This is a genomic window from Microbulbifer maximicatervae (SeqCode) (assembly GCF_052467615.1).
Window position 1 is genome coordinate 5,152,510 of the sequence record NZ_CP174319.1, and the last position, 13,272, is coordinate 5,165,781.

13 protein-coding genes are annotated in these 13,272 nt (G+C 55.3%); 4 read left to right on the forward strand and 9 right to left on the reverse strand.

What is annotated here, in order from left to right; all coding sequences use genetic code 11:
• Positions 1-28 precede the first annotated feature (28 nt).
• The 8 genes from fis to ACJJIM_RS22705 all read right to left on the reverse strand — a co-directional run bounded on the left by fis (position 29) and on the right by ACJJIM_RS22705 (position 8,238).
• The gene (fis, locus tag ACJJIM_RS22670; RefSeq protein ID WP_020411495.1) at positions 29-337 is read right to left on the reverse strand and encodes a DNA-binding transcriptional regulator Fis; all 309 of its coding nucleotides are present in this window, start codon (positions 335-337) and stop codon (positions 29-31) included.
• Positions 334-1,326, reverse strand: coding sequence for a tRNA dihydrouridine synthase DusB (gene dusB, locus ACJJIM_RS22675; protein WP_444892695.1), 993 nt, complete (start codon positions 1,324-1,326; stop codon positions 334-336). Before dusB ends, fis begins: the two co-directional genes overlap by 4 nt.
• 205 nt (positions 1,327-1,531) lie before the next feature.
• On the reverse strand, positions 1,532-2,767 hold the full coding sequence (locus ACJJIM_RS22680) for a DUF3426 domain-containing protein (protein WP_444912052.1): 1,236 nt from the start codon (positions 2,765-2,767) through the stop codon (positions 1,532-1,534).
• Positions 2,768-2,842: 75 nt separating this feature from the next.
• Complete coding sequence (prmA, locus tag ACJJIM_RS22685; protein ID WP_444912053.1) at positions 2,843-3,724, reverse strand: 50S ribosomal protein L11 methyltransferase; 882 nt, start codon at positions 3,722-3,724, stop codon at positions 2,843-2,845.
• A 150-nt stretch (positions 3,725-3,874) separates the two neighbouring features.
• On the reverse strand, positions 3,875-5,215 hold the full coding sequence (accC, locus tag ACJJIM_RS22690) for an acetyl-CoA carboxylase biotin carboxylase subunit (protein WP_444912054.1): 1,341 nt from the start codon (positions 5,213-5,215) through the stop codon (positions 3,875-3,877).
• Between the two features lie 15 nt (positions 5,216-5,230).
• On the reverse strand, positions 5,231-5,698 hold the full coding sequence (gene accB, locus ACJJIM_RS22695) for an acetyl-CoA carboxylase biotin carboxyl carrier protein (protein ID WP_282934436.1): 468 nt from the start codon (positions 5,696-5,698) through the stop codon (positions 5,231-5,233).
• 22 nt (positions 5,699-5,720) lie between these two features.
• Entirely contained in the window at positions 5,721-6,176 is a 456-nt protein-coding gene (aroQ, locus tag ACJJIM_RS22700) for a type II 3-dehydroquinate dehydratase (RefSeq protein WP_282934435.1), read from the reverse strand.
• Between the two features lie 259 nt (positions 6,177-6,435).
• On the reverse strand, positions 6,436-8,238 hold the full coding sequence (locus tag ACJJIM_RS22705; protein WP_444912055.1) for a protein-disulfide reductase DsbD family protein: 1,803 nt from the start codon (positions 8,236-8,238) through the stop codon (positions 6,436-6,438).
• A gap of 120 nt (positions 8,239-8,358) precedes the next feature.
• On the opposite strand from ACJJIM_RS22705, the gene ACJJIM_RS22710 reads away from it, so the two are divergent.
• The 4 genes from ACJJIM_RS22710 (at position 8,359) to ACJJIM_RS22725 (ending at position 12,123) form a co-directional block, all read left to right on the forward strand.
• Complete coding sequence (locus ACJJIM_RS22710; protein WP_413664260.1) at positions 8,359-9,087, forward strand: N-acetylglucosaminyltransferase; 729 nt, start codon at positions 8,359-8,361, stop codon at positions 9,085-9,087.
• Positions 9,084-9,545, forward strand: a complete 462-nt coding sequence (locus ACJJIM_RS22715; RefSeq protein ID WP_413664261.1) for a copper chaperone PCu(A)C — start codon at positions 9,084-9,086, stop codon at positions 9,543-9,545. The genes ACJJIM_RS22710 and ACJJIM_RS22715 overlap by 4 nt, the downstream gene beginning before the upstream one ends.
• Positions 9,546-9,580: 35 nt before the next feature.
• Positions 9,581-10,150: a YajG family lipoprotein gene (locus ACJJIM_RS22720; protein WP_413664262.1), complete on the forward strand. Its 570-nt coding sequence runs from the start codon at positions 9,581-9,583 to the stop codon at positions 10,148-10,150.
• Between the two features lie 179 nt (positions 10,151-10,329).
• Entirely contained in the window at positions 10,330-12,123 is a 1,794-nt protein-coding gene (locus ACJJIM_RS22725) for a putative bifunctional diguanylate cyclase/phosphodiesterase (protein ID WP_282934428.1), read from the forward strand.
• Positions 12,124-12,174: 51 nt separating this feature from the next.
• Here the strand turns inward: ACJJIM_RS22725 and ACJJIM_RS22730 are convergent, their stop codons facing one another.
• The gene (locus ACJJIM_RS22730; RefSeq protein WP_413664263.1) at positions 12,175-13,173 is read right to left on the reverse strand and encodes an adenosine kinase; all 999 of its coding nucleotides are present in this window, start codon (positions 13,171-13,173) and stop codon (positions 12,175-12,177) included.
• Positions 13,174-13,272 lie beyond the last annotated feature (99 nt).

Here is a 13,272-nt window from a genome sequence, read left to right on the forward strand (position 1 = left end):
CCCTTCAAAATTTCGCTCGGTGGGAAGCTTACAGCAGGCCGTAGCGCTTCAGCTTCTTGCGCAGGGTGCCACGGTTGAGACCCAGTAATTGCGCGGCGCGGGTCTGGTTGTGACGGGTGTATTTCATCACCACTTCGAGCATGGGCGCTTCGATCTCCGACAGCACCATGTCGTAGACATCGGTTACCATCTGGCCATCCAGGTGGCGGAAGTAGTTCTCCATTGCGTGCTCGACGGCATCGCGCAGGGACTGCTGCTGTGGCTGTGCCAGTTGAGTCTGTCCCCTGGAGGATACTTCTTCATTGCCAGTATCCGGAATTAATACTTCGTTGTTCATGCCGCTTGTGCCCCTCTCGTTATTCGGCGTTCAAACCACTCGTGAACGCTGGCATGTTGTACTTCTGCACTCTCTATTTGGAAAAAGGTCTTGCGGAAGGACTCGCTATCCGCGAGCGTCTTCAAGTACCAGCCCACATGTTTGCGAGCGATACGGACCCCCATCACTTCACCGTAGAATCGGTGTAGTTCGCCCAAATGGGCGAGCAAAATATTCCTGACTTCATCCAATGTCGGTTCGGGTAGCCGCTCGCCAGTGGCGAGATAGTGGGCTATTTCCCGAAAAATCCATGGTCGTCCCTGTGCTGCACGGCCAATCATGACCGCCGATGCGCCAGTGTAATCGAGCACCTCTCGGGCTCTCTCAGCACTGCAGATGTCGCCATTGGCAAAAACCGGGATTTTTACCCTGGATACAATTTCGGCAATGGTATCGAATTCAGCCTGTCCGTGGTAGCCACAGGCGCGAGTGCGACCGTGAACCGCCAGTGCAGCGATCCCGGAATCCTCGGCCATTTTGGCTACAGTGACGCCATTGCGGGAATCCGGGCACCAGCCGGTGCGGATCTTTAGCGTCACCGGGACGGAAACAGACTGGACCACGGCTTGAAGAATATCCGCTACCAGCTTTTCATCCCGCAGCAGGGCGGAGCCCGCTGCTTTCTTACACACCTTTTTTGCCGGGCAACCCATATTAATATCGATGATTTGCGCGCCGCGACGAGCATTCTCCCGAGCGGCTTCCGCCATCATCTCAGGATCACCGCCGGCGATCTGCACCGATATGGGCGCCGCTTCGCCACCGTGATCCAGGCGCAAGCGGGACTTGCGGCTGTTCCACAGGCGAGTGTCCGAGGTCACCATCTCCGAAACCACCAATCCGGCGCCGAGTTCTCGGCACAGCTGGCGGAAGGGGCGGTCGGTGACACCGGCCATGGGCGCCAGAATTACCGGGTTGTCGATAATATAGGGGCCAATGGCAGTAGACACGGTAGCTCCATTTGGGCTGTAGGAAGGGCAATCTGTGCCCCGGCAAAACAGCCGCCTATGATAGCGGCTGGCCCGTTAATGGCAAAGCGAAAAAGCGGGCAATTTGATCGAACACTGTTCATTTAGCCTGCTGAATGCGCAGGTTTGGTTGTTTATGGCGCCAAATCCCCTTTGCTAAAAACTCAGCAGGGGTGCTTGTGTGCGCTCAGTGAGTGATGTTCAGCTCGTAGTTTACCGCTTCTGCACCGGGGTCAACCACCTCAATCGCGATATGAATGGGGCTGTCCTGGGGCATTAGTTTGCGTCCGGCCAACTCCCCCTGTAGGTACTCGTCCGGGGTAAACCGGCGACTGGCCACAGCCTTGTCCTTCAGGTCGCTGAAGTTCAGCAACAGGTTGGGGAAGGGTTGCGCGTAGGGGGCGGTATTTAGCAGCACTGCATCCACTACCAGTGCGCCCTGCAGCTGCGGGTGGGTGCGCACCATTAAGTTTGTGGCCTGGATCGCCCGGGTATCTTTTAGCTGGGGTAAGGTGCAGCCGAATAGTGGGCAGGCGGCAGCATAGAAGTCCCGCCAGGGCTGTTTGCGGCTGAGGCTATCGAACTGGAAGTATGCAACCTGAATTACTATGCCGAGGATCGATAGGGGAATCAATGCACGCCACAGCCAGGGAGAGGTTGTGCGTTTCTTTTTGGGAACTCCCCACGACATCTCCACAGGCGCGGGCTGGATAGCTGAGATTAATTGCTCCCGCTGGGGCTCTTCAGCAGTGGTAGATTCGCCACCGAAGTAAGGCTCTTGGCGGCTTTCCTCTGTGGGGGGAGGTGTATCTACAGACTCGGTTGATACAGCAGGCTCATTGTTGTCCCAAGACGATTCCTCAGCGAGGGAGCTAGAGGTTCCAAACTCCGGTACTTCAGGTTGGCCGTTGTACTCGGGCGAAGGGTCAGAATCAAAATCAGGAAGTTCTTCCCAGTCCGGCTTGAGGATTTTATCCAGGTCCTCTTCGGGTTCCGCTTCCTCTTCGGTGTGAGATGCTTCCAGCTCCTGCCACTCGTGGTCGCCAAAGGCATCACCAATTAATTCCTGCGCTGCTGCACTATATTCTTTTGGTTCAGATTTGGGCGCGCTGTCAGGTGCCCCCTCATTGGTTGCACTCTCCCGACCGGCAGTTTGATCTACAGCTGGTGGAGATGGCGGGGTGGCGGGTTCGTCCTCGTCGAGCTCGATATCGTCGTGGATCAGGAAGTCATCGTCTTCCAGCAAAGCCTCCAAATCATTGCGGCTCTCGCTATCACTTTCTGAGAAAACGATATTTTCGTCTGCGCGAAACACCTGCAGGCAAGACCCACAGCGAACGGCGCCGCGGGCAGCGCGCAGTTGCTGGTCATTAATATGAAATGATGTGCTGCAATGAGGGCAGCGGGTTACCAGTTGAGACATTCGACTAGAGCGCAGTTTATTTAGCAGCCAAGTTTATCAGCCCAAAGGGGTCCCGCGTAGTGCTGGGGAGCGCATTTAGCGCACCCGCTTGCCTGTCAGTCTGACCCATCCCTCGTGTTCGCCGTCAGGATCGAACTCAATCCATTCGCTGTAAGCATTTTTCACCTGCTCTGCCTGGGAACTTAGGATGCCGGACAGGCAAATTTTTCCGCCCAATTGAGTGAGCCGTATCAGTTGAGGGGCGAGTTCTACCAGGGGGCCGGCGAGGATATTGGCCAACATAACATCGGCGGCTTCGCTCGGCATTTGTTCTGGCAGGTAGACCGGGAAGCGCTCGGGGTCTATGCCGTTGCGCTGGGCATTGTCGCGGCTGGCGAGCAATGCCTGGGGATCGATATCGGTGCCGAGAACTCGCTCTGCTCCCAGTAGAAGTGCGCTAATCCCCAGAATACCCGAGCCGCAACCGAAGTCGATGGCACTCTTACCTGCGAGCTCCTGCTGTGCCAACCATTGCAGACATAGGAAAGTAGTTGGGTGCGTGCCAGTGCCGAAGGCTAGGCCCGGATCGAGCAGCAGGTTCACGGCGTCCGGCTGTGGTGGCTCACACCAGCTGGGGCAGATCCACAAATTGGGGCCGCACTGGATGGGTTTGTAGTGGGTCATCCACTCCCGCTCCCAATCCTTGTCCTCAAGTTGCTCCCAGCGGGCATTGGGCAGTATTTCGCATAGGAAGGAAGCTGCTTTTGCCTCGGTAACTGAGGTGTCCACCTCCGCATCGAACAACCCGGTAACCCGTGTTTGCTCCCATAGGGGCACCTCTCCGAGCCCGGGTTCAAGGATCGGTTGATCAGCGTTGTCTTGCAGGGTGACAGATACGGCACCGGCAAAAAGCAGTGCGTCTTCGATTTTTTCCGCGTGATCACGGTCGGTGTCCACGCGGAGTTGTAGCCAGGGCATAATTATTCCGGAAATGTTGTAGCGATGTTTACGGCATTGTTGCGGCTGGGCCGCACTCAGATAACGACGGTTGCCACGCCATCCTTGGCAAGGTTCAGTGTCGTTATGTTTGCCGCAATTCTCGCTAACTTTGCCCCGGCTGGCGAGCGCTTAAAGACCTAACTTCTTCTCCAGGTAGTGGATATTGACCCCACCCTTGGCAAAGTTTTCATCTCGTACCAACTCTTCCTGTAGGGGAATATTGGTTTTGATGCCGTCCACTACCAGTTCCGACAGGGCCACACGCATACGCGCCAACGCGGTTTCGCGATCTTCCGCATGGGTGATCAGCTTGGCGATCATGGAATCGTAGTTGGGGGGTACCGAGTATCCGGAGTAGAGATGGGAGTCGACCCGCACACCCAAGCCGCCAGGCATATGGAAGTTGTTTACCTTGCCGGGGCTGGGGAAGAAGGTCTGCGGATCTTCGGCATTGATACGGCACTCAAAGGCGTGACCTTTGATTACGATATCTTCCTGTTTCAGGGATAGCTTCTCACCGGCACAAACCCGAATTTGCTCTTTGATCAGGTCGACACCGGTTACCATTTCGGTAACGGGGTGCTCCACCTGGATACGGGTGTTCATTTCGATAAAGTAGAAGCGCTCATTTTCATACAGGAATTCAAAAGTACCCGCGCCGCGATAGCCGATATCGATACAGGCTTGTACACAGGACTCATGTACCTGCTCGCGTACCTCATCGGGAATGCCCGGAGCTGGGGCTTCTTCCAAAACTTTTTGATGGCGGCGCTGCAGGGAGCAGTCGCGATCGCCCAGATGGATGGCGTTGCCCTGGCCATCGGCCATTACCTGGATCTCAACATGGCGGGGATTCTGCAGGAATTTTTCCATGTAGACGGTGCCGTCACCGAAGGCCGCTTGGGCTTCGGACTTGGTCACGGCAATCGCGTTCACCAGTTCCTCTTCCCTTTCCACTACGCGCATGCCGCGACCACCGCCACCGGCGGCAGCTTTAATAATGACCGGATAACCGATGCTGCGGCCGATCTCCATGCAGCGTTCGCTATTATCGGGCAGCGGGCCGTCAGAGCCTGGAACGGTGGGAACGCCAGCCTTTTTCATGGCGGCAATTGCAGACACCTTGTCCCCCATCAGGCGGATCACATCCGGGTCAGGGCCAATAAAGGTAAAGCCGCTCTTTTGCACCTGCTCGGCGAAGTCCGCGTTCTCTGCGAGAAAGCCATAGCCGGGGTGCACGGCTACTGCGTCGGTGATTTCCATGGCGGAGATCAGGGCCGGCACATTTAGGTAGCTCTGCGGGGATGGGTTGGGGCCGATACATACAGATTCGTCGGCCAGGCGTACATGCTTGAGATTGCGGTCTACCAAAGAGTGCACCGCCACAGTGGCGATGCCCATCTCTTTACAGGCGCGCAAAATCCGCAATGCGATTTCGCCGCGATTGGCGATTAGGATTTTGTCGAACATTGTGACTTACCCCACTCAGACGATGGTCACGAGGGGCTGGTCAAACTCAACCGGTTGGCCGTCCTCCAGCAGGATCGACTCAATGGTACCGGCCTTGTCGGCTTCGATCTGGTTCATCATTTTCATCGCTTCGACGATGCACACAACATCGCCAACTTTGACCTGCTGGCCCACTTTCACGAAGGCCTCGGCGCCAGGGCTGGGGGCAGCGTAATAGGTGCCTACCATCGGGGATTTTACCGCGTGTCCGCTGATAGCCGGCTTGGACTCTTTTTCAGCTGGGGCAGCAGGAGCGCTGGGCGCCGGAGCAGCGGGGGCGGCAACCGGTGCGGGAGGCGCGCTGTAAATCGGTGCAACGGGTTGGGCTGCGCTGCTGACGCCGCGACTGATGCGCACGGACTCTTCGCCTTCTTTGATTTCCAGCTCGCCGATATCCGATTCTTCGAGCAGCTCAATCAATTTTTTAATTTTGCGGATATCCATAGTTATTTACTCGCAGTTTGATTCATTGTTGTGCAGGTGTGGCATCCAGTTGGTGGATGGCTGCCTGTAAGGCCAGGGTGTAGCTGTTGGCGCCAAAGCCACAGATTACGCCGCAGGCCAGATCTGAAAGATAGGAATGGTGTCGGAAAGCTTCCCTGGCGTGGGGATTGGACAGATGAAGCTCAATAAACGGGATGGCAACGGCTGCTAGGGCGTCGCGCAAGGCGACACTGGTATGGGTGAACGCAGCGGGATTGATCACGATAAAGTCGACCCCACTGGTCGCCGCCAGGTGGATTCGTTCGAGCAGGGCTGATTCACTATTGCTCTGCAGGACTTCCAGTTCGTGGCCGGCGGCGTCGCACTGGCGCTCGGCGGCTTCATTGATATCCGCCAGGGTGGTAGACCCGTAGATGTGCGGTTCGCGACTGCCTAAAAGATTTAGGTTGGGGCCGTGAAGGAGAAGAAGTTTAGCCATAATTCGCCCTGAAGAAAGTTGCCGAAAACCCATATAAAGTGGGTTAAAATTGGCTATCTTGCGGGCAAACTCGAAATTTCGGCCTAGCTGCCCGAACTCATTAACCGAGTCTGCCGCAAAAGTGACTCCCTGTCCATGCCAGACTCGGAGTTTATCGAAGTTAGCAGCAGTTCGGCGATATTGGGCAAAAAATTAGTTCAAAATATCCGGGCTGTGGCCTGTTTACCTTGGGTTATTGGCTACAAAGGCGTCAAAAACTTTACTGAGTCACCCCAGTGCTCAAAGGGGAGTCCACAGCGTTCTCCAATTCCTGTAGTAAATCATCTTGAGAAAGTATTTGCGGCAGTATTTTTGCGTCGCCCCCATCGGCGGGATAGAGGAGATACAGCGGCACACTGGTACGCCCGTATTTGGCCAATAATTCGCTGATTCGCGGATCCTGGTTGGTCCAATCGCCTTTCAGCGCGACCACGTTGAGGCGCTCCAAAGCATCACTGACCTCGGTGCTCGACAGCACAGCTTTCTCATTCATCAGGCAGGTGATGCACCAGGCCGCGGTCATATTGGCCAGAACTGCACGCCCCTCACTGCGTGCAGTCTCCAGTCTCTCTGCCGAATAGGGCTCCCAGTAATCGTTGCTGGACAATTGTTCAGACTGATTGATGGTTTTCAGTTGCGGAAGGAGAAAAACTGCCAAGGCCAGGGAGGCCAGGGCCAGGGAACCGCGCAGCCAGTGCCATTGCGGACGCGGCCAAAGCCACAGGGCAAATGCAATGGCTACAGCACCAGCCAGTACCAGGGCAACTCCATCCCCCCCGGCTTGTCGGCCCAGAACCCACAGTAGCCATACCGCAGTGAGATACATCGGGAATGCCAACAACTGCTTCAGGCGATCCATCCAGGGGCCGGGTTTGGGCAGCTTTTCCGCCAGAGCGGGGATATAGGTCAACAACAGGAAGGGGGCCGCCATACCGGCGCCAAGGGCGGCAAAAACACTTAGCGCAATAAGCGCGGGCTGCGTAACAGCAAACCCCAGTGCGGAGCCCATCAGCGGCGCAGTACAGGGACTGGCCACCAAGGTTGCCAGCGCGCCGGATGCCACAGAGCCCGACAACCCCTGACGTTTATTCAGGTTGCCGCCAATACCCATCAGGTTACTGCCGAGTTCGGTCATTCCGGACAGACTTAACCCCATGATAAAAAACAGGTAGGCGAGTGCTGCCACCAACCAGGGGGATTGAAGCTGGAAGCCCCAGCCGACAGCCTCTCCGCCGGCGCGAAGGGCGAGCATCACAGCGGCGATAGCCACAAAGCTCAAAACTACGCCCAGTGTATAAGCCCAGCCGTGGTGGTGCCTTTGGCTTGCATTTTGTGCCGCCTGGCTCACTGCCAGTAATTTAATCGACAGTACTGGGAAGACACAGGGCATCAGGTTCAGGATCAAGCCACCGGCAAATGCGAGAAGCAGCGCCAGTGATAAGGTGACATTGCTACTGCCTGCGGCACCGCCAGCACTCGCTGGCGGAGTGGGCGCGCCTGTAATTAAGGCGCTGTCCTGCGGTTCTATATCCTGACTGGCAAAATCCACACTGTAGTATCGGGTCTGAGGTGGATAGCAAAGGCCGGCATCTGCGCAGCCTTGATAGTGGAGCTCCAGTTGGGTAGAACCGCTGGTTTCAGGGATTTCCAGGGCAAATTCGAGCTGGCCTCGGTAGACCTCAGTCTCTTTCTCGAAATAGTCGTCCCAAATGACTTCACCGGTTGGCAGGTTCAGGGGGATGGGAGTTTTTTCACCATTATCGACCCTGTACAGCGCCAGTTTTTCGCGATAGAGGTAGTACTCTGGGGCGATCTGGAAGAGTGCACTGAGGCCGTTGGCATCAAAGAGCAGATCCTGCTGATAAGCTTCATCAACCGGCAGAAAAGTGTTTTCCTGGGCGCTGCTCAGCGAGGCAAAAGGGTTATCGGAATTCTGCGCTGTAGCTCCAATGCTGGTTGTGGCCAGCAGGATTGTCAGCAGAACGAGGAAATTTTTTCGGAAACTTTTGGTCATCACAGCCATAGATGAAAAAATTCATTATAGTCGGGCGCATAGTTCAGACTGCTGCACCAGACGGGGGTTCAGTCGCCGCAGCAGTATAGCGACGCCAGTGGTACAAAAAAACAACAATAGGGGATTGTTTTGCCGTCATTTGAACGCCTTCACAGCCTTGGGGTTTTACTGCTACTGGCATTTTGCCTGGGGGCCTGCTCATCCAATAAGCCCGCACCTAAAACGGTTGTCCCTCCTCCCGCCCCTAAAAAGACGCCATCCCAAGACCAGGTTCGGCGCAACAATATTTCCTTTTTTTTGAGTCGTGCGGAACAGGCGCTGCGCAAAGGGCATCTAACCCAGCCTGCCGGCGCCAGTGCCTACGACTATTACCTGCGTGTATTGCAACTGCAACCGGATAACAGCAAGGCAGAAACCGGTATTCAAACCATTGTGGTCACCTATGTTGAGCGGGCGCGGGACGCCCTGCGTCGCAGGGATTTTGGGGAGGTGAATACCCTGTTGAAACGGGCCGAGATGTTGGCCCCGGCCAATCCGCTGGTGGCTGAAGTGCGTACACAGTTGGTCCGCGAGCGGGGGAGAGCGCAGCTCGATTTACCGCAAGGGGAGGTGATAGGTCTGCCAGCCGGTGAACTTGCAGCAAGGTCTGCCGGGCTGGTGGAACAGTTGCAGCGAGTAGCGGGCAGGATTCGCAGCGAGCAGCTGCGCGTCATTATCGTAGCGCGCAGTGATGCTGAGGGCCGTTGGGTTTATCAGCAACTGCGCGAGGCTGTACCCGGGTATCGGGTGCGTGGAGATATCAAAGTCGGGAATCCGGCGAAACTGATTCTGATTAAGCCCAGCGGAGGGGCACCATGAAAAAAGTATTGGCATTTGCCTTTTTAATCACCGCACTCCTTGTGTCTAAAGGCGCCTATTCCATAGGAATTACGGCGGAGGGGTATGCCCGGGAAACTCCTCCGGGGCCTTCGATGAGCGCTGCCTTTGTGTCGCTGCACAACACTGGTGATTCGAGTCAGGTACTCACGGGTGTGGAGTTGCCGGGTGTTGAACAGGCTTCAGCAGACCTGCATACCACAATATCGGAGAATGGAATAAACCGGATGCGCCCGCTGGATCAGCTGACGATTGCCGCCGGGGCAAGTGTAGATATGGCTCCCGGTGGAGTTCACTTAATGATTAAAGGTCTGCGCTTGCAGGCGGGGGAGGAGTTGCCGTTGCGACTGCTTTTTGCCGATGGCAGCAGTGTAGATATTCTTGTGCCAATAGTTCGGATGAGTGATGAGGGTGAGCACCACCACCATCACCATGGCTGAATTGGCAGTTTTTTTGAAGTGAGGGGGAATTAAACATGAAGAAGTTATTGGTTTTTGCTGGTGCACTGCTACTCAGCGCTTGTGCTCACAGCCCGCTGCAAATTTGGCTGCAGCCTCAGGTCCAGGTTGCTCCTGAAGCGATAGGCGAAGGCTTTAGTATGAGTGTGATGGGAGTTAATGAACTGCCCTCTGGCGGCTTGGGATCATTGGGTGGTGTTTATGCGGATACTGCTCAGGTAAGTATTGGCAATGACGCTGGTGAGGCTATTGCAGCGGGATTGCGTGAGGGTTTTTCAAATTGGTCATTCCGAATTACCGATACCGCGCCGGAAGTTCAGATGATCGCAAAATTGGTAAAACTCACCTACAACAGTCCAAATACGGTTTATACCACCGAGATTGACACCTCTGCTGAAATTCACCTGGAAGTGAAAATTGGTCCTCGCACTTATTTCGGCACTTACAGCGCTTCCGGCAAAGATCGGAACCTGGTTAAGCCCAGCCGTGAAGAAGTCCAAAGCCGTGTGAATGGACTGCTCAGCACAACTCTACAACGAGTATTTGAAGACGAGAAATTAAAAAATTTCTTGCGCAGCAATCTGTGAATGTGCAATTTATACATTTGTAGAAAAAACTCGGCTGGGAGGCTGGATAATTGAATAAAATCGGCGATCGTGGGCGATGATGTCGGTAACCTTTTTCGGTTATGGCCTGTCGCAAGGCACCTCCCCGCTGCCGGGAAAGGTTTGCGCTTTGCTCTGTTGTGTTTTGAGTGAGTTTTCCCGTGACGCTGTTTAATCCAGAGGCGGCAAGTTATCTCGGCCCCCTCGCCCAGTTGGAAGAGGGGCTGCGTCCCTGTGAGCAGATCAGTTTACAGGCGGCGGAGGCGGCTCTCGGTGAAGTTGCCGATGGTGTCATTGTCACCGATGCTGCGGGCACGGTGGTTTACACCAACCCCTTGGTCAACGAAATGACTGGGGACCTGGTTGGACTGCTGCCCGGCCAGCCACTCAGTGAAGGTTTGCGCCTGTGCAATAGCCGGGGCGATGCGATAGAGCCGATATTGCCGGCATCCAGTGACCTGGGTGAAGTACCCAGAACCAGAGAGTTTAATGCCTGTATTGAGCGCCCAGGGGAAGAGCATGTCCCACTTGAAGTGACCGTGCAGGTAATGGCTCTTTGGGATATGGGGGTGCTTAAAAATTATGTTTTGGTGCTGCGGGATACCTCTGCCGCACGCCGGGTTTCCACTCGCCTTATGTGGCAAAGCAGCCACGACGCCTTAACCCGACTGCCCAACCGACAATTCTTTGAGAGTGAGCTGCAAAGCCAACTCAGCCTCTGTGTCGATAAACGCCAGCACCATGTATTGCTCTACCTGGATGTTTATCAATTCAAAGTTATTAACGATACCCTGGGCTTTGTTGCCGGGGACCAGTTGTTGGTTCAGTTGGTGGAGTTAATCAAGCGCTGCCTCTCCAGCGATGATCTATTTGCCCGAGTCGGCAGTGATGAGTTTGCGATACTACTGCGCGACTGCACCCTGGAAGAAGGTGGTCGTGTGGTGGCTCGGCTGCGCGACTCTGTGCAGAACTTCAGTTTTTTCTGGGAGGGGAATGACAACCGGGTCGCGGTGTCGATCGGTGTTGTTGGTGTCGATCACTTTACCCCCAGTGCCAGTCAGTTACTGGCGTCGGCCAATGATGCCTGTTGCAGTGCCCGCGAGCAGGGCAGAAATCGCGTTAAGCTGTTTGGCGACTCCCGTAAGGTATTGGAGAAGCGTCGCGAGACTACCTGGGTTGCGGAAATTCACGCGGCTTTGCGGGAAGATCGCCTCATGTTGTACCGACAGCCAGTGGTTTCACTAAAGGGGGACCGCAATGTCCACCACTATGAAATCCTGGTGCGGATGCGCGGCCGTGATGGTGGAGTGATTTCACCGGGGCTGTTTTTGCCAGCCGCAGAGCGCTACGGCTTGATCGAGGAAGTGGACCGTTGGGTAATTCGCCGGGTCTTTGACTATATGGCCCAGGAGCAGCGCCTGGGGATGGGCGGAATTAATTATGCGGTCAATATTTCCGGTATCAGCCTGGGGGATGAGACCTTTGCTGATTTTGTGCTGCAGTCTTTGTCCGATGCCGGTGTAACGCCTTCGCGGGTTCAATTTGAAATTACAGAAACCAGCGCCATTAATAATCTCGAACGAGCCCTGATATTTATCCACAAGCTGAGAGCCGCTGGTTGCAGCTTTGCCCTGGATGACTTTGGTCGCGGTGTTTCCTCCCTGGCTTATCTGCGCCAGCTGCCGGTAGATTTTCTTAAAATCGACGGAAGCTTTGTGCGCAATATGCTCGAGGATGAAATTGATAGCGCAATGGTGAGCACTATTGATCACTTGGCGAAGAGAATGGGTATCAGCACTATCGCCGAGTATGTAGAGAGCCCGGAGTTAATGGAAAAATTGAGCCAGATGGGGGTGGACTATGCCCAAGGCTTCGGTATTTCCGCAGCGACGGGGCTGCCGGAGCTGGATAGCTACCCGGGGATGCTCCACCATTCCAGAGGGCCCAAGCCTTAGGGCCCCCTGGAAATCATGTGTCTATAGATAACTGCTATTAGGCAATTGCTATTAAACAACCGGTGCGAGTAATTCGGAGTGTTGCTCGGCTTCTAGTCGCGGGCCGTATTGGCTCACCACCTGGGCGGCAGCGCGGCAAGCGAGTTCGCCGGCTTCGGTAAAACTCATTTCGCGGTTGATACCGTAGAGGAAAGCACCGGCAAACATATCGCCTGCGCCGTTGGTATCGATGGCGCGGACTTCGGGACTCTCTATGCGGTGAACGTCGTTGCCGTCCCATAGCAGTGCGCCATCGGCGCCCAGGGTAATCGCGAAACTGCGGCAGTAATCGCGCAACGCTTCAACGGCGCCCTCCACAGAGTCAGTACCGGTAAAGCCCAGAGCCTCATCCCGGTTGCAGAACAGCATATCCACACCGCCGCCAATCATTTCCCGCAGCCCTTCGCCGAAGAACTGAACCATAGCCGGGTCAGACAGGCTGAGAGCGGTTTTAACTCCGTGGGCTTCAGCTTCTTCGCGAAGCTTGATCGCTGCGGCACGACCCGTTTCAGAGGAGACCAGGTAGCCTTCGATATAGGCCCACTTGGAGGCGGACAGTGCATCGCTATCCAGTTCAGCGACTGAGAGCTGTTCACTCATTCCCAGATAGGTGTTCATACTGCGTTCGGCATCCGGGGTGATAAGCACCAGGCATTTGCCGGTAGTGCCCTCATCAGCTTGCTTCAGTGTTTCGGGGTAGTCGACCCCGGCGCTGTTCAGGTTGTTTCTGTAGAAATCACCATTCTCGTCAGCGGCAACTTTGCACGAATAGAAGGTGCGGAGACCGAAATAGCTGGCAGCAATGACTGTATTGGCACCGGAGCCACCGCAAGCCAACTTGGCAGTGACCATATGGTTTTGAAGGTCGTCTACCAGCTGTTGCTGACGGGCATCATCTACCAGGGTCATGATTCCCTTTTCCACGCCAAGGCTGCTCAAATCCTGGTCCGACACTTCGATTTCTGTATCGAGTAGGGCGGCACCTATGCCGTAGAGATCGTATTGCTGCATATCATTCCTATTCGGGCTTATTGTCTACATTTCCGCCGCATTATGGACGTGATTTTGCCAAGTGCAAGGCATTGGGGAGGGCTGGCGACAGCAAACCCT